Source organism: Sorangium sp. So ce321, assembly GCF_051530195.1.
Lineage (GTDB): Bacteria > Myxococcota_A > Polyangia > Polyangiales > Polyangiaceae > Sorangium.
On record NZ_CP150329.1, the window covers coordinates 4411181 to 4427053 of the forward strand.

General features: G+C 72.9%; 11 protein-coding genes. 6 read left to right on the forward strand and 5 right to left on the reverse strand.

Annotation, left to right across the window (positions count from 1 at the left end; all coding sequences use genetic code 11):
• Positions 1-116: 116 nt before the first annotated feature.
• The gene (locus WME89_RS16870; protein WP_437514291.1) at positions 117-593 is read right to left on the reverse strand and encodes a pyridoxamine 5'-phosphate oxidase family protein; all 477 of its coding nucleotides are present in this window, start codon (positions 591-593) and stop codon (positions 117-119) included.
• A 376-nt stretch (positions 594-969) separates the two neighbouring features.
• On the opposite strand from WME89_RS16870, the gene WME89_RS16875 reads away from it, so the two are divergent.
• Entirely contained in the window at positions 970-1866 is an 897-nt protein-coding gene (locus tag WME89_RS16875; RefSeq protein ID WP_438010164.1) for a sensor histidine kinase, read from the forward strand.
• A 551-nt stretch (positions 1867-2417) separates the two neighbouring features.
• Positions 2418-4847, forward strand: a complete 2430-nt coding sequence (locus tag WME89_RS16880) for a cellulose binding domain-containing protein (protein WP_438010165.1) — start codon at positions 2418-2420, stop codon at positions 4845-4847.
• 156 nt (positions 4848-5003) lie between these two features.
• On the opposite strand, the gene hisH is transcribed toward WME89_RS16880, so the two are convergent.
• Positions 5004-5681 (reverse strand): imidazole glycerol phosphate synthase subunit HisH, encoded by a 678-nt coding sequence (hisH, locus tag WME89_RS16885; RefSeq protein WP_438010166.1) that lies wholly within the window; start codon positions 5679-5681, stop codon positions 5004-5006.
• 3 nt (positions 5682-5684) lie between these two features.
• The gene (gene hisB / locus WME89_RS16890) at positions 5685-6272 is read right to left on the reverse strand and encodes an imidazoleglycerol-phosphate dehydratase HisB (protein WP_437310392.1); all 588 of its coding nucleotides are present in this window, start codon (positions 6270-6272) and stop codon (positions 5685-5687) included.
• Positions 6273-6512: 240 nt separating this feature from the next.
• On the opposite strand from hisB, the gene WME89_RS16895 reads away from it, so the two are divergent.
• From WME89_RS16895 to WME89_RS16910, 4 genes are all read left to right on the forward strand, one after another.
• Entirely contained in the window at positions 6513-8135 is a 1623-nt protein-coding gene (locus tag WME89_RS16895; RefSeq protein WP_438010167.1) for a protein kinase domain-containing protein, read from the forward strand.
• Entirely contained in the window at positions 8132-9304 is a 1173-nt protein-coding gene (locus WME89_RS16900; RefSeq protein WP_438010168.1) for a PEGA domain-containing protein, read from the forward strand. Before WME89_RS16895 ends, WME89_RS16900 begins: the two co-directional genes overlap by 4 nt.
• Positions 9301-10215, forward strand: a complete 915-nt coding sequence (locus WME89_RS16905) for a hypothetical protein (protein ID WP_438010169.1) — start codon at positions 9301-9303, stop codon at positions 10213-10215. Before WME89_RS16900 ends, WME89_RS16905 begins: the two co-directional genes overlap by 4 nt.
• A gap of 578 nt (positions 10216-10793) precedes the next feature.
• Complete coding sequence (locus WME89_RS16910; RefSeq protein WP_438010170.1) at positions 10794-11624, forward strand: hypothetical protein; 831 nt, start codon at positions 10794-10796, stop codon at positions 11622-11624.
• A 157-nt stretch (positions 11625-11781) separates the two neighbouring features.
• Here WME89_RS16910 and WME89_RS16915 read toward each other — a convergent pair whose 3' ends face one another.
• On the reverse strand, positions 11782-13905 hold the full coding sequence (locus tag WME89_RS16915; protein ID WP_438010171.1) for a thrombospondin type 3 repeat-containing protein: 2124 nt from the start codon (positions 13903-13905) through the stop codon (positions 11782-11784).
• An 88-nt stretch (positions 13906-13993) separates the two neighbouring features.
• Positions 13994-15745 carry an OmpA family protein gene (locus tag WME89_RS16920; RefSeq protein ID WP_438010172.1) on the reverse strand — a complete coding sequence of 584 codons (1752 nt, stop codon included), beginning with the start codon at positions 15743-15745 and terminating at the stop codon, positions 13994-13996.
• Between the last annotated feature and the right edge of the window lie 128 nt (positions 15746-15873).

A 15873-nucleotide genomic window follows, 5' to 3' on the forward strand; every position in this document is an offset into this window, starting at 1 on the left:
CCGAGGTGCCCGCCGGGTCGCCACGAGCGCCACTGCCTGGGCGCGCCGGCCTCACCCGGCGCGGGGCGGCCGAGCCGCGGCGGCGGCGCGGCGGCGGCGCGGCGGCGGCGCGTCGATCAGATGTGCTTCGGCGGATTCAGCTTCTCGTCCGCCGGCTTCCCCTGAACGAGCGCCTTGGCCTTCTCGTACAGGATCCGGAGCCGCCCGCCCTCGGGCTCCCAGTACTCGGCGCGCTCGACGCTCAGCTTCAGGATGGCCGCGTTGGGGTGGTCCGGGCCGTCAGGCAGCCACGCCTTCCACGAGGGCTTCCAGAGACTCCGGATCTTCTCCTCGTTCCTGTCGATCACCGCGCGCGCCGAGATCGAGATATACGCCCGATCCCGCGGCCTGTAGCAGCAGACCGCGACCTGGTGCTCGCGGGCGATCTCGCCCGTCTTCGGCGTCTCCTCGCGCGTCACGAACCAGAGATCGCAGTCCATCACCTCGGCCGGCTCCTGGATCTCCATCGGCCGCCCGCGCATCAGCCCCTCGGGGGTGATCGTCACGAGCATGGCAGTGTCGAACTCCCTGAGCATCGCGTGCAGCTCACTCATGGATCCGCGGGCCTCGGCCCTGGCTCCTGGCCCTCCGCTCTGGTATTGCTCTTCGCTCTGGTGTTGCATGGGCAAGAAGCTGCTCCACGGGACCTGACCCGCAAGCAAGGGTGGACCCGGACTGGCCTGCGCCGCTCCCCTGCGGCGCTCCGGTGCCGCCCGAGGCGTCGCTGCCCGGAACCTCTCTGACAGCGGGGATTTGCGCAGTCGGCGGGCAGGGGAGGCCAGAAACCGACGTCTTGACGCGCGTCCGCTCGGCAGACGTGGGCCTCTCCTGCCGCGGAAAGTGCCAATCGGCGAACGCCCGTCGACGGCACGCGTCATGCTTTGCCGAACACGCGGAAGCACACGTCAACTCCCCCCAGCAGGCTCTGCCATGACCGCGCGCTGCGACAACCTCGATGATCTCGTCCCCGCCGCCCCGGTCGGGGACGACATCGCCCGGCTGCGGGAGGACTTCCTCGTGCTCGCCGCGCACGAGATCAGGACGCCGCTCACCTCGCTCCTCCTGCAGCTCCAGCTGACGAAGCGCATGAGCGAGCAGGAGCCCGAGAAGACCCCGACGTGGGCGGCGGCGATGCTGGCCGTCTTCGACCGTCAGCTCGGCCGGCTCGCCAGGCTGTGCGACGACATGTTCCAGGCGCGGCGCGCCGAGCCGCTCCAGCGCGACCCGGCCCGCGAGCGGGTCGACCTCGCCGCGCTGGTCCGCGAGGTGGTCGCGGCCGCCGTCGCGCACCGGCCGTCCGCGCGCGGCGCCATCGCGGTCGCGGCCGAGGGCGCGGTGATCGGCCTGTGGGATCGGTCCCAGCTCGAGCGCATGGCGTTCCACCTGATCAAGAACGCGATCACCTTCGGCGAGGACAAACCGATCTCGGTCGAGGTGCGCGCGACGCGCCTGTGGGCGCGGCTCATCGTGCGCGATCACGGCATGGGGATCGCGCGGGAGGACCAGGAGCGGATCTTCGCGCGCTTCGAGCGCGCGGTCCCGGTGGAGCGCTTCGGCGGCCTGGGGCTCGGCCTGTACATCGCGCACGCCGCGGCGCGCGCGCACGGCGGCGCGATCCGCGTGGAGAGCGAGCTCGGCCGCGGCGCGGCGTTCATCGTCGACCTCCCCCTCGGGCCGCGGCGGGCGGAGCGCGATCGCGCGGCGCGCAGGGGGCGCGCGCTCCCGTCACGGCGCCTTGGCCCGCGCGCGCCCGCGCTGCCCCGCGCCGCGGCGCACCTCAAGCTCGCGCACGTCAGGCCCGCGCACCACCGCCCGCAGCGCCACTAGCTCCGCCCCGAACCGCGGCGTCCGCTCCGCGGCCGCCCTGGCTTCCTTCGCGACGAGACCCTGGGCACGCCGTCGGCGCCGGGTGCGCCCGTGATCAGGCGGTGTCGGCCACGAGCGTGGAAGGAGCACGAAGCAGAGGGCCGCCTCGAGCTGCGGCTGGAGGCGGAGGGAGCTCTCATGCGAAAACCATGAATGAACTTCATGCTTTTTTACATTACTTCATTGGATGTCTCTCGATGTTGAGTCAGTCAAGTAGCCGCGTACACCGCATGGCGAGCGCGCTTCCCCCGTTGACGATACGAAACTTCGCACCTAACACCAAGGGCGATCGGCTCGGCGAGCTTATTGGCTCATCACGGCGTCGCGCACGCGCGTCGGGTCATTCGCGACACTCGCCATGAGATGAATCCGGAAGCCAGATTGGTTCGCTTGTCAAAGGCGCTGCGTGGGGCAGGGGGCGCATCGTTCCCCTGCCGAACGAGGCGCGACGATCAGACGCTTCATCACCAACTTGGGTAAGATCTATGCACGACTTTCACAGTAGATGGGACATGAGGGTGGCCGCCGCAGCGCTGGCGCTGCTGCCGGCGTGCAGCGGCGGCTCGACGGAGTCGGGTTCGACGGAGCCGACCAGCACGTCGCAGGCCGCGCTGCAGGGCGCGAACGGGATCAACGCCGATCGCGTGATGGACTCGCAGTGGGGTCAGGGTTACTGCACGCACATCATCGTGAGCAACCAGCACCCGAGCGCCACGACCGGGACGTGGAGCGTCGAGCTCGACGTGGGCCCAGGGGCCATCTTCTCGTCCTGGGACGGCACGTTCAGCGGCAGCACGGGTCAGATCACGGTCACTCCTCAAGGCGGCAATGCGGCGATCGCTCCGTCGGGCAGCGCCCAGTTCGGCTTCTGTGCCAGCATCCCGAGCCCAGGGGTCGAGCCGGTCCTGCTGTCGGTGAGCAGCGACCTGCCGCCCATGGGCAGCGGCGTGGCGATCGCGGAGTACAAGTTCCCGGCTGCGATCGACGCGATGGTCAGCCCTGATTACGCGACCGAGCTCTGGGCGTCCTTCTACCGCCCGGCGAGCCTCGAGGCCGGCCGGCAGTATCCGCTGCTCGTGTTCATGCATGGGAACCACCCCACGTGCGGCACGGGCGAGAACCCTCGAAGGGACAACAACAACCAGTATGCCTCGACGGGGACGTGCCCGGAGAACTACGTCGTCGTGCCCAATCACCGCGGCTACGACTACATGGCCGTGGACCTCGCCACGCGCGGCTACTTCGTGGTATCCATCAACACGAACCGTGGTATCCATGCCGCGCCGAGCACGCCCAGCGACGAGTTCGCCATCGGGCCGCGCGGACGCCTGCTGCTCCGTCACCTGGAGCGGCTGAGCCGCTGGGACAGCGGGGCTGAGCCGACGCCCACGGAGCTCGGCGTGGACCTGCTCGATCGCATCGACTTCGACCAGGTGGGCTTGATGGGTCACTCGCGCGGCGGCGAGTCCGTGCGGTTCGCCTACAACGAGTACCGCCGTAGCGGCAGCCCCTGGCCTGCGCTGATCGAGAGCCCGGTGAGCATCCGCGGGATCTTCGAGATCGGCCCGACCGACAAGGGCCAGAACGGCCAGTTCCTGAATGCCGACCAGACGGCCTGGAACGTGATCCTGCCGGCCTGCGACTGGGACCTGAGCGATCTGCCCGGCCTGCGTCCGTTCGATCGCATGATGAGCATCCCCGAGCCGGCGCCCTTCTTCAAGTCCTTCTATCATGTGTGGGGCGCCAATCACAATTACTACAACAGCGAGTGGCAGCTCGCGGACGCGAACGGCGGCGGGATCACGGGCTGCATCGACCATGAGGCGCTCTTCGATCCGCTGGAGTACGGCTCGCCGGCGCAGCGCGAGACGGGTCGCTTCGCGGCCGTCCAGTTCTTCACCGCCAACGTGGGCGCGGACCGCGACGAGGCGGCGAACGCCTTGTTCGACCCCGCCTTCCCCTTCCCGAACGTGCCGTACCGTGTCCGCCGCGGCTATCATCCGGGCGGCGACTCCACCGAGAGCCTGTTGCTCGAGGATTTCATCAACCCGACCGGCACGAGCTCCTACGGCCTGCCGAACACCACCGGCGGCACGATCTCGGTGGACCACACGTCCCAGGGCGGACACGATCCTTCGCTCTCGGTCGCCTGGATCCACGACGTCGTCGCGGGCAGCTCGACGTTCTTCCAGTCGAACTGGTCGACCGTCGGCACGGGCTTCGATCTCACGGGGTACGATTACCTCGATCTTCGCGCCGACCGCGCCTGGAGCTCCGACCCGACGATGGAGGCATCGTTCCTCGTGGAGCTCGTGAACGCCGACGACAGCCGATCGAGCGCCGTCGCCATCGACGACTTCCTGGAGCTCGTTCAAGCGCCGCGTAGCAGCACCACCCTGCCGACCGCGCGCATTCCGCTCTCCTTGTTCAGCGGCGCCACGCTCGCGTCGGTGCGCGGCGTTCGCCTGACCTTCTCCACCCCGCTCGACGGGACCAGCGTGTACGTGGCGAACATCCGCGCCACCCGCGCCACCACCGAGGCCCCGGCGGCGCTGGCTCGGCTCGCCCCTGTCGCGTCGAGCGCGGCGCCGCCCAGCGCCATCCCGCGCGCGGCCGGCACGACCCTCCCTGCGCCGCGACGGATCACGGCCGGCAATGCCATCGAGAGCGTGAAGAGCAGCGGCCCCGACGCTGTCGAGATCACGCTCACCACCGCCGAGTTCTTCGACCTCCGCGCCGCCAACCTGGTGCTCACCGTCGGCGGCGAGCGGAGCTCCCAGGCGCGCCATCCGAACGGCGACCTCCACACCGTTCAATTCCTGCTCCCGCGCGCAGCCTTCGACCGCCTCGCCGCGCAGGAGCCGGTGAGGGTCGACTACGGCGCAGGCTCGTCCGTGGTCTGGGACTTCGGTCACCTCGACAAGACGGCGCACGCTCCGTGAGCTGCTCGCGAAGCTGATCTACGAGCAGCTCGTGCGCGCCCCGGGCGCCTGACTCCAGCGTTGGAGCCGGCCTTCCGATCGTCGCCTCCGTACGTTGTGCCGCTGATGTACGGCTCCATTTCCGACACGCTCCGACGCGCAGAACCAGCGCTCGGCTCAGCCGTCGAGGAACCGGACGAGCAGGCGCAGGCCGGCGTCCTGGCTCTTCTCGGGGTGGAACTGCGTCGCGGTCACGTTGTCCCGCTCGAGCGCCGCGGTGATCCGGTGCGAGCCGTGCTGCGTCGTGGCCGCGACGAGCGTCGGGTCGTCCGGGACCGCGTGGTAGCTGTGGACGAAGTAGACGAACGGGTCCTCGCCCGCGAACGCGCGCAGCGGGCCGCGCACCTCGCGGGTGATCGCGACGCGGTTCCACCCCATGTGGGGGATCTTGATCCCGGCCCAGGGCACGCCGACCGGCGCGCTCGCGTCGAGCGCGCCCAGCTCCGGGGTGAGGCGCTTGACGACGCCCGGGAACACGCCGAGCCCTCGCGCGCCCTCGGCCTCCTCGCTCGCGTCGAGGAGCGCCTGCATGCCGAGGCAGATGCCGAGGTACGGCGTGCCCTTCCGGATCTGCTCGCGCAGCACCTCGCCGAGGCCGTTCGCCAGCGCGGCCGCGCAGTCGCGGAACGCCCCCTGGCCTGGCACCACGACCTTGTCCGCCCGCGCGATGACGTGCGGATCACCCGTGCGCGTCACGGCGCAGGGCGCGCCGGCGTCTCCGGCGGCCTGGAGGAGCGCCCGCTCCACGGAGCGCAGGTTGCCCATCCCGAAGTCGACGAGCGCGATCGCTTGCATGGCTCAGAGGCTCCCCTTGGTGGACGGGATGCCGGCGACGCGCGGCTCGATCCGGGTCGCCTTCATCAGCGCCTTGGCGAAGGACTTGAAGCAGATCTCGACGATGTGGTGCAGGTTGTCCCCCTCGATGAGGCGGACGTGGAGGTTCGCGCCCACGCCGCGCGCGAAGCCCTCGAAGAACACGGGGGCGAGCTCGACGTCCCACGTGCCGATCTTCGCCTTGGGCAGCGGCACGCGCCAGACGAAGTACGGCCTGCCGGAGAGGTCGAGCGCGCACTGCGCCATCGCCTCGTCCATGGGGAGCGTCGCCTCGCCGTAGCGCGCGATCCCCGCCTTGTCGCCGAGCGCCTTCTGCACGGCCGTGCCCAGGGTGATGCCGCAGTCCTCGGTCGTGTGGTGGCCGTCGATCTCGACGTCTCCCTCGGCGTGGATGGTGAGGTCGAACAGGCCGTGGCGGGCGATCTGATCGAGCATGTGCGTGAGGAAGGGGAGCGGCGTCTTGATCGATGAGCGGCCCTGGCCGTCGAGATCGATCTCGATGCGGATGTCGGTCTCGCGCGTCTTGCGCTCGACGTTGGCGATGCGGGGCATGGCGCGTAGGGTAGTCGCCCCTGGCGGCGATGGGGAGCGCGTAGAGCGCGGCGCCGATGCGCCGATGCGCCGATGCGCCGATGCGCCGATGGCAGCCCGTCCGCTCCGGCGACCGGCCCGGCCCACTTCCCGGTCCCCCGGCCGGCAGCGCTTGGATGCCAGCACCGGATGGAATAAGGTGGCCCCCGGGATAACGTGGCGATGGTGGCGCCTGAAGGCTGCCCCAACGCAGGAGCGTCCGTGAGCGCACCGGTTGCCGAAGGCCAAATTCTGTCGGGGAAATACCGGGTCGAGCGCATCCTCGGGCAGGGGGGCATGGGCGTCGTCGTCGCCGCCTTGCACGAGCAGCTCCACCAGCGGGTCGCCATCAAGCTGCTCCATCCCGGCGCCAACGCCGAGATGGTGGAGCGCTTCGTGCGCGAGGCGCGCGCGGCGGTGCGCCTGAAGAGCGAGCACGTCGCGCGCGTGCTCGACGTCGGGACGCTGGAGACCGGCGCGCCGTTCATGGTGATGGAGTACCTGGAGGGGAGCGACCTCCAGCAGACGCTGCGGGAGCGCGGGCCCCTCGAGCTGGAGGAGGCCGTGGGCTACGTGCTCGAGGCGTGCGAGGCGATCGCCGAGGCGCACGCGGCCGGCATCATCCACCGCGATCTCAAGCCGGCGAACCTCTTCCTCGCGCGGGGGGCCGACGGCTCCGGCATGGTGAAGGTGCTCGACTTCGGCATCTCGAAGGCGCTCGCGGAGTCGTCGTCGGCCGGGGGCGAGCCGGAGCTCGGGCTGACGAAGACGGCGATGGTGCTCGGCTCGCCGCTCTACATGGCCCCGGAGCAGATGCGCTCGGCGCGCACGGTCGACACGCGCGCGGACATCTGGTCGCTCGGCGCCATCCTCTACCAGCTGCTCACGGCGCGCGTCCCGTTCGACGCGACCTCGCTGTCCGAGCTCATCCTGATGATCAACACCGAGGTGCCGCCGTCGCCGAGCACGTTCCGGAGCGACCTGCCGCCGGGCCTGGAGGCGGCGATCCTGCGCTGCCTCGAGAAGGACGTCGCGAAGCGCTTCAGGTCCGTCGCCGAGCTCGCGGTCGCGATCGTCGACTTCGGCCCTCCGCTCGCGCTCGCGTCGCTCGAGCGGATCGAGCGGACGCTGGGGCTCGTGCCCGCGGTCGCCTGGCGCGACCGGGCGAGCGCCGCGCGCGAGCGGATGAGCGTCGCCCCCTGGGCGACGGCGCAGGAGCGGGCGAGCAGCGTCCCGGCGGCGACGGCGCAGGTGCGGCCGAGCAGCATGCCGCCGGCAGACGCCGCGGGCGGCCGCACGGCCGGCGTCGCCGCTGGCCACACGGCGGGCGCCGCGGTCGGCCACACGGCCGGTCCGGCGGCCACGGCGCCTGGCTGGGCGGCCGGCGGCTCCGTGTCCCCCGGGCGCAAGCGGACCGGCCTGGTGCTCGCGCTCGCCGGCGTGGCCGTCGCGGCGGTGCTCGGCGGGGTCCTGCGCGTGGTCACCTTCCACGGCGGCACGGGGGACCCGGCCGTCGCCCCGTCGGCCACGGCCGCCGAGCCGCCCGCGCCGGTCGCGGCCCCGCTGCCGCCCCCGGTCGCCCCGGAGGTCACCGCGACGGCCTCGGCGGCGACCGCGACGCCGCCGGCGAGCGCCGCGGCGTCGGCGAGCGTCGCGGCGTCGGCGACCGCATCGGCGAGCGCGGCGCCTGTCCTGGCGACGCCTCGGCCGAGGGCCTCTGCGGCACCTTCGGCCCGGTCGACCGGGGCGTCGTCGTCGGCCGCGCCGACCACGACCGCCGCGTCGCAGGGGACCGCCAACCCGAGCGCCTTCGACAGACTGAACGAGAGAGGAAAGATCCAATGAGTTGGCCTGGAAGCGAACGGCTCCCGCCGCGGGGCCGCAGGTGCTTCCGTGTCTGCGCCGCGCTCGCGCTCGGCGGTGCCGCGCTGGCGGGGTCCGCCCCGGCGGCTGCCCAGCCCGCGCCGGCCGCGCCTCAGCCCGCGCGCGCCGGCGCCCAGCCCGCGCCCGCGGCTGCCCAGCCCGCGCCGGCCGCGCCTCAGCCCGCGCGCGCCGGCGCCCAGGCCGCGCCGGCCGCGGGGGCGCCCGCTGCGAGCGCGCCGGCAGTCCAGCGGCCGCCTTCCGAGACGCTCACGGGGGAAGCGAAGGCCGAGTACGAGGCCGCGCGGATCCTGTTCAACGACGGCGACTACGGCAACGCCATCATCAAATTCGAGCGCGCCTACGAGCTCTCCCGCGACCCGCGGCTGCTCTGGAACATCGCCCTCTGCCAGAAGAACCTGAAGCGCTACACGCGCCTCCTGGCGACGATCGAGCAGCTCCTCCGCGACGCCGGCCCGCAGCTCACCGAGCAGGACCGCAAGGACGCCGCCGACCTCATCGAGGCGACCAAGGCCTACGTCAGCCGCCTCGACCTCCAGGCGAGCGAGGCGGGCGCCACGGTCCTCGTCGATGGCCAGGAGGTCGGCCAGACCCCGCTGCGCGAGCCCGTGCTGCTCGACATCGGCGCCCGCAGGATCCGGGTGACCAAGAAGGGCTTCAAGGACGTCGAGGTGACCGAGCAGGTGGCGGGCGGCGGCGTGGTCACGGTGAAGGCCACGCTGGAGAAGGAGGTCCACGAGGGGCGGCTCATCGTCGCGGCGGGGCCGGACGCGGTCATCTCCCTCGATGGCCGCGTCGTGGGTCGCGGCACCTGGGAGGGCATGGTGGCGAGCGGCGGCCACACGCTCCGCGTCACGGCGTCCGGCATGGAGTCGCACCAGTCCGAGGTCATGATCGTCGACAACCAGACGCGCCGCGTGCAGGTCTCGCTGGTGCCCAGGCCCAAGGAGGGCAACATCGAGCGCTGGCTCTGGATCGGCGGCGGCGTGGCCGTGCTCGCGGGCGCGCTCCTGGTCGGCTTCGGGGTCTTCGGGGCGGATCCGCCGGTCGCCGGCAACACGACGCCCGGCTCGGTCCCCCTCTCGACGCGGGGCGGCGCCTCCTTCGCGATCCCCTTCGGAGGTGGCCGATGAGCCGCGTCCGCCGGACCGCGCTCGCCGCGCTCGCCGCGCTCGCGTGCGGGGGCTGTTCTCCGCCCGACGAGATCGTCCTGGCCGTCTCGACGGATCTCTCCCTGCCGAAGGACTTCGACGTCCTCCAGGTCCAGGTGTTCGAGGGGGGAACCGGCAAGTTCGACTCTGCCTACGAGCGGCTCGGCGACTCCGAGCCTGGCGCGCGTTTGCCGGCGACGATCGGCTTCTACTCCTCGAGCGGCGGGGGCGAATCGATCACGATCAAGGTCAGCGCCCGCGTCCAGGATGCCCTCGGCCCGGTGCGCATCCTGCGCGAGGCGGTCACGAAGATCCCGAAGAACCGCATCGTGCTGCTGACCCTGCCGCTCAACTTCCTCTGCGACGACTCGGGGAGCAGCGAGGGGAGCGGCGATGTCGAGAGCACGCTCTGCGAGGAAGGGCAGACCTGCGTCGCCGGGGCGTGCGTGTCCAAGGCGATCGACGCGAGCGCGCTGCCGGACTACTGGTCCGGCAACGTCTACGGTGGCGGCAAGGGCGAAGGGGACGGGGACTGCTTCGACGTGACCGCCTGCTTCGCGGAAGCGAAGCCGGTGGAGGTCGACACGGCGGCGTGCACCATCGAGGGCGACGCCACGACGAACGTGGCGCTGGAGACCACCTCGCACGACGGCATCTGCGACGACGACGACGACCCGGACAGCAGGTGCCTTGTTGCGCTCGATGCCGGAAGCGCCGATGGCTTCCAGGTCGGGGGAGACGGGCGGATACAGCTGCCGCCGGCGGTGTGCGGGCGGATGGCGGACAGGGTCGCGGCCGTGGTGACGTCGCCGGCGACGGCGACGTGCCCCCAGAAGACCGCGGGGCTGCCGACGTGCGGGCCGTGGTCGGCGTCGGGGTCGAAGGAGCCCTGACCGAGGGGAAGCCGCCGCTCGCGGCGCCCCGCAGAGACGCTCGCTGCCAGGCGACCGCGAAGGCCGCGACCGGCCCGGGCGCTCGCCGTCAGGCGCCCGCCGAGGTCGGGACCCGGGTGAGCGCCCGATGTCGACGCTCGGCCCAGGTCGGGACCCGGGCGAACGCTCGCCGTCAGGCACCCGCCGAGGTCGGAACCCGGGTGAGCGCCCGATGTCGACGTCCCGCCGAGGTCGGGACCCGGGTGAGCGCCCGATGTCGACGCTCGGCCCAGGTCGGGACCCGGGCGAACGCTCGATTCCGACCCGGCGCCCAGATAGGGACCTGTCCAGGGCCCTGATCGGAGCGCGCCGCCCAGGTCCCGACCTGGGCTTCACTTCAAAATCATGCTGGGCGCCAGATCGGGACGTCGCCTCCGGCTTGCGACGCGCGCCGGCCAAGGCCGCCATCTCACAGCGCTTTTCGGCGCTCCAACCGGAGTGGGCTGCGCCCCGGTGGTAATCGGGTGTCATCGACAGGTCGCTGAACCAGGGCTTCCCTGGCCCGACACGCTGTTCCCCCCGGGGAGGAGGCCTTTGCGATGTTGAAGCACCTGATGATCGAAGAGATGGTCGCGCTCGTGGCTCCGTGGGTCGAGAATGCCCAGCGAAGGCGGTTGTTCCTGTCGATACCGGAGATCGCCGGGCTGCACGACAAGGTGGCCGAGGTCCACGCCGCCGTGCTCGCGGTCCGGCCGAGCAAGACGAGCGCGTCGGCCACGATGACGGCCCTGAACGAGGAGCTCGCGAGGGTCGATGAGCGCCACGATCACCTGGCCAAGGCGGTCTCGTACGGCATCGACGCGCACCGAGAGCACTGCCTGGCGGAGGATCCGCCGGACACCGGCCGGGCGGCGATCTGTGACCAGGTGGAGGCGAGGCTGTTCCCGAGCGGGCTCGCCATCATCAAGGCGTCGCCCACCGCGGAGTCGGGCAACACGGCGCGGATCGCCCGGCTGCTCGACGAGGAGCCCTCGATCGCCGAGTTCCTGAAGACCATCCCGGCGCCCGGCAAGCGAACGCTGCTCCACACGGCGCAGCGGTGGATCGCGTCGGGCAAGGAGATCTCCGCGATCGAGCACCAGCGGGACGAGGTCGCCGCCAGGGAGAAGACGGCGCCGGTCGTGAACGCGACGATCCTGGCGGCGCGCAACCAGTGGCTCCGGGTGGTGTCCGCGGTGCTCTCCAACCTGGAGATCTCCAACGCGCCCGCCGAGGCCGTCGAGACCATCCGCGGCCCCGTGCTGAAGGGCTCGGACCGGGCTGGTAGGCGCTACGCGAGCAGCGGGACGCGCGGCCCGGGCGTCGAGGCGCCGCAGCCCGTGGTGGCCGGGGCGGGGGGAGGCGCCGGCACCAGCGTCTTCGAGGGCTGAGGCCGCCCGCGCCGGCGGGGCGCCACGCCACACGAGGCGCCGCGGTCCGCGCCAGAGGCGCTGGGCTCGGCCGCACCGGCGCCGGGCTCCCACGTCATCCGATCGCGGCGGTCGCGTTCGCCATCGCCGCCGACGCCATCGCGGCGGTCGCGTCTCGCTATCGCCGCCGACGCCGGCGGCCGGCGAGGAGCATCGCTGCGAGCAGCCAGGCGGACGAGGTCGCCGCTGCCCCTTCGGCGCTCGCCGCCAGCCCGCAACCGTTGCCGTGCGCCCGCGGCGTGCCGCCCCCGGGCCGGGGAGCACCGCCGTCGCCGCCCGCGCCGGTGTCGCCGCCCGCGCCGGCGTCACCGCCCGTACCGCCGCCGTCGCCGCCCGCGCCGCCGCCCGCGCCGCCGCTGCCGGCGTCGCCGCCCGTGCCGCCGCCTCCCCCCGAGCCGCCTTCGCCGGAGCCGCCGCCTGCGCTGCTCGCCTCGTCGGGCACGCAGCCGCCGGCCACGCAGGTGCCGCCGGGGCAGCGGGCGCCCTCGTTCGGGAACAGGGCGCACTCGCCGTACCTCGGGTGGCACCGCGCCGCGGTGCAGGCGTTCCCGGAGGGCGCGCACTGGAGCGGATCGCTCCCCTTGCAGACGCCGTCCTCGCAGGCGTCGGTCAGCGTGCAGGGATCGCCGTCGTCGCAGGGCGTGCCGTCGGGCTTCGGCGGCGCGTTGCAGGCGCACGCGTCGCCCACGCCGTCGTCGTTCGCGTCCTCCTGCGCGCCGTTCGAGAGCAGCGGGCAGTTGTCGCCGCCGTCGGGCACGCCGTCGCCGTCGTCGTCGTCGTCGCAGCGGTCGCCCGCCCCGTCGTCGTCAGCGTCGTTCTGGCTCGGGTTCGACGTCACCGGGCAGTTGTCCGAGCGGTCCGGGGCCCCGTCGCCGTCGTCGTCGCCGTCGCACTCGTCGCCCTCGCCGTCGTCGTCGAGATCGGACTGGCCGGGGTTGGGGACGGAGATGCAGTTGTCGGTGCCGTCCTCCACGCCGTCGTCATCCATGTCTCGAGCGTTGAGGTCGCAGGCGTCGCCCCGGCCGTCATCGTCCTCGTCGATCTGATCGGGGTTGGGGGCGAGGGGGCAGTTGTCGGCCTCATCCACGAGCGCGTCGTTGTCGTCGTCGCCGTCGCACGCGTCCCCGGTCTGGTCGGGCGGCGACTCCTCCGGGTTGTTCTCCTGCCCTGCGTTGGCCACCGACGGACAGTTGTCGCCGCCGTCGGGCACGCCGTCGCCGTCGTCGTCGGGATCGCAGGCGTCGCCCGCGCCGTCGCCCTCCAGGTCCGCTTGATCGGCGTTGGCCGTCAGCGGGCAGTTGTCGATCGCGTCGGCCGCGCCGTCGTCGTCGTCGTCGGGATCGCAGGCGTCACCCTGGCCGTCGGTGTCTGTATCGACCTGATCGGGGTTCGGCGCGGAAGGGCAGTTGTCGTCGATGTCCTCGGCGCCGTCGTCGTCGGTGTCCGTGTCGTTGGTCCAGTTGACGAGGCCAGCTCGCTCCGCCGCCGTCATGCCGAGCAGCGCGCTCTCGGGCAGGCCGTCGAGGTAGGCCGCGTTCGCGTGCGCGTCGGCCTGGGTGACGCGCTGGCCGCCGAAGTGCATGAGGACCCGCGTCCCCCCGGGCGGCAGCGGCAGGACGAACTCGACGGCCGGCCCGTGCACCGACGAGCAGTCGGCGACGGCCATCCCGACGCGCTCCGGCGCGAGCGCCGCGCCCGGCCCGTAGAAGTTGAAATTGAGGCTCGGATCGCCCGACGCGTCGACGTCGTCCGTGGCGAGCCATCGATCCTCCCGCGTGAACTCCGCGTCGCCGCTGTACGACTGCGTGATGACGGTGCTGGCGTCGGACCCGACGTTCGTCTCGACCCGCACGACGGCCGTGAGCGCGGCGTCGGTGGGGTTGTGGAGGATCTCCAGGAAGCGCGCCCACCCCTCGCTCGCGGGCACATACAACTTGCGGGTGACCTGGAGGTTGCCGAGTGGCGCTGGCCCGTGGGCGAGCTGCCGCCCGTCCATCTCCTCCGTCCGGTCCGCGCCGCCGAACCTGACCCCGTCCACCAGCAGCACCATGCCGGTGTCGTAGGCGTCGCCGTTCCCGTCGTTGATCACCCCATCCTGGCCGACGTCCCACCGGAAGCCGAGGCCATCGACGAGCACCTGGACGGACCCTGCGACGGCGCACTGCGCCGCCGCGCTCCGCGGCGCCGCCGCGAGCGCCAGCGCGACGCCGAGCGCTGTGGACAAGACGGTTCGCTTCATCATCTCTCTCTTGCTTCCTGGGTCCGGGCCTCGGGCCCGACCGCGCTCGCCATCGCTTCAACGCCGCGCGCCGCGCGCCGCTGGCGAGAGGCTACTTCTTCTCGAGGACCAGGAGCTGCACCCGCCGGTTCTTCTCCCGCCCGGCCGCGCTCTTGTTGTCCGCGATCGGCTGGCTCGCACCGTATCCCTTCGCGACCAGCCGCTCGGCCGCGATCCCCTTCTCGACGAGCCACCTGCGCACCGACTCCGCGCGCGCCGCCGAGAGCGTCTCGTTGAACCGGGCGTTGCCCGCGCTGTCGGTGTGCGCGGAGACCTCGATCTTCACCCACTCGGGGTGCTCTGCGATCACGTCGCGCACCTCGGCGAGCACCGCCTCGCTCTTCGGATCGAGCGGCGCCGGGTCGTTCTTGAGCACGCGGAACACGACGGGCTCCAGCAGCACGACCTGATCGCCCTGCACCCGCACCCGCTTCGGGCAGCCGCGCGCGGCCGGGTCGTCGCTCGCCGGGCCCTTCTCGCGCGGGCACGCGTCGGCGTCGTCGAGCAGGCCGTCGCCGTCCTGGTCCGCGGGCTTGCTCGCCGCGGCGGGGCAGCCGGGGCGCGCCGCGCCGCGCGTCGCCTCGCCCGAGGCGTCGCCCTTCTCCGCGGGGCACGCGTCGAGCGCGTCGGGCAGGCCGTCGCCGTCCTGGTCCGCGGGACAGCCGCGCCGCGCCGGATCGCCGCCGCCGCTGCCCGCGGCCGCGTCGGGGCACGCGTCGTCCGGATCGGCCACGCCGTCCTCGTCGCGGTCCTCCACGGGGCAGCCGCGCCGCCTCGCGTCCGCGCTGGCCGGCCCGTACGCATACGGGCACGCGTCCTCCGGGCCGGAGATGCCGTCCGCGTCCGGGTCCGGCCCCTCCGCCCTGGCCGGCGGCGGCGCGGGCGGGGCCCACGCCACCATGCCGATCGCGCGGAACGACGGCGCGCCGATCGCCTCCCCGAACCCCGGACCGGCGGCCGCCCCGAGCACGAGGCCCGCCAGGGGGCGGAGCCGCGCGCTCAGAAGGAGCTCGGCGGCCGTGGTCGCCTCCACCGCGACCCGCGCGCGCTCGGTGAGCGGCAGCGAGCTGCCCTGCAGCATCGTCTCGGCGTACAGCTCCGGGCCGACCTGCAGCCGCTCGTCCCAGAGCAGCGCGGCCGCGCCGCCGCCGTAGGCGAGCGTCGACGGGTTCTCGGAGCTCCGCATCACGGCGCCGCCCGCGACGCTCCACACGAAGCGCGAGACCCGCCCGCCGAGCAGGAGCTGCGGCGTGACGCGGACCGCGCCCTCGCCGACGTACGCGTCCGAGCTGCCCGTCGGCAGGTGCAGGGCCGCGCTCGTGCCGATCTGGAAGGCGTCGCTCTCATCGCCGAGCAGCCGGACGCGCACGCCGAGGCGCAGGTCGCCGAACGCGGGGGACGACGGGGCCTCGGGCGCGCCGGCGGAGGCCGCCGCTGCCGGGCCGTCGCCGCTCTGGGCGAGCGCCAGCGGCAGCGAGGCCGAGACGAGGAGCCGGTCCCACAGCGAGAGCGAGCCGCCGACGTGGAGGAGCGACTGGCTGCCGACGATCACCCGGTCGGGCGAGGCGCCGTCCGAGAGCGTGAGCGGATCCTCCGCGTGGTCGAACAGAAGGATGCCGCGCGGGACCAGGTGCCCGCCGATGAACGGCGACGGCACGCCGAACAGCGGGTCGCCCGCGGGCGTCGGCTCGAACCGGCTCAGCGCGACGGCGCCTGGCCCCTCCGCGCGCGCGGGCGTCGAGCCCAGCGCGATGCCGAGGAGCGCGCTCGCGAGCGCCGCGCTCGCCGTGATCAGGCCTCTCATGGGCGCCGGATGGTATCCTCGCCGGCGCAAGCGGAGCAAAGACGATTTGTCCGCGACGTTCCGGTTGTTGATCGCGTGTCGCGCGCATCGGGTAGCATCGCGATGATCGGAGCCCGGCCTGCGCGGCC

Bases quoted from the DNA above. Each gene is read 5' to 3' on its own strand.
- WME89_RS16870 (WP_437514291.1), bottom strand. From the start codon at position 593: ATGAGTGAGCTGCACGCGATGCTCAGGGAGTTCGACACTGCCATGCTC.
- WME89_RS16875 (WP_438010164.1), top strand. From the start codon at position 970: ATGACCGCGCGCTGCGACAACCTCGATGATCTCGTCCCCGCCGCCCCG.
- WME89_RS16880 (WP_438010165.1), top strand. From the start codon at position 2,418: ATGAGGGTGGCCGCCGCAGCGCTGGCGCTGCTGCCGGCGTGCAGCGGC.
- hisH (WP_438010166.1), bottom strand. From the start codon at position 5,681: ATGCAAGCGATCGCGCTCGTCGACTTCGGGATGGGCAACCTGCGCTCC.
- hisB (WP_437310392.1), bottom strand. From the start codon at position 6,272: ATGCCCCGCATCGCCAACGTCGAGCGCAAGACGCGCGAGACCGACATC.
- WME89_RS16900 (WP_438010168.1), top strand. From the start codon at position 8,132: ATGAGTTGGCCTGGAAGCGAACGGCTCCCGCCGCGGGGCCGCAGGTGC.
- WME89_RS16905 (WP_438010169.1), top strand. From the start codon at position 9,301: ATGAGCCGCGTCCGCCGGACCGCGCTCGCCGCGCTCGCCGCGCTCGCG.
- WME89_RS16910 (WP_438010170.1), top strand. From the start codon at position 10,794: ATGTTGAAGCACCTGATGATCGAAGAGATGGTCGCGCTCGTGGCTCCG.
- WME89_RS16915 (WP_438010171.1), bottom strand. From the start codon at position 13,905: ATGATGAAGCGAACCGTCTTGTCCACAGCGCTCGGCGTCGCGCTGGCG.
- WME89_RS16920 (WP_438010172.1), bottom strand. From the start codon at position 15,745: ATGAGAGGCCTGATCACGGCGAGCGCGGCGCTCGCGAGCGCGCTCCTC.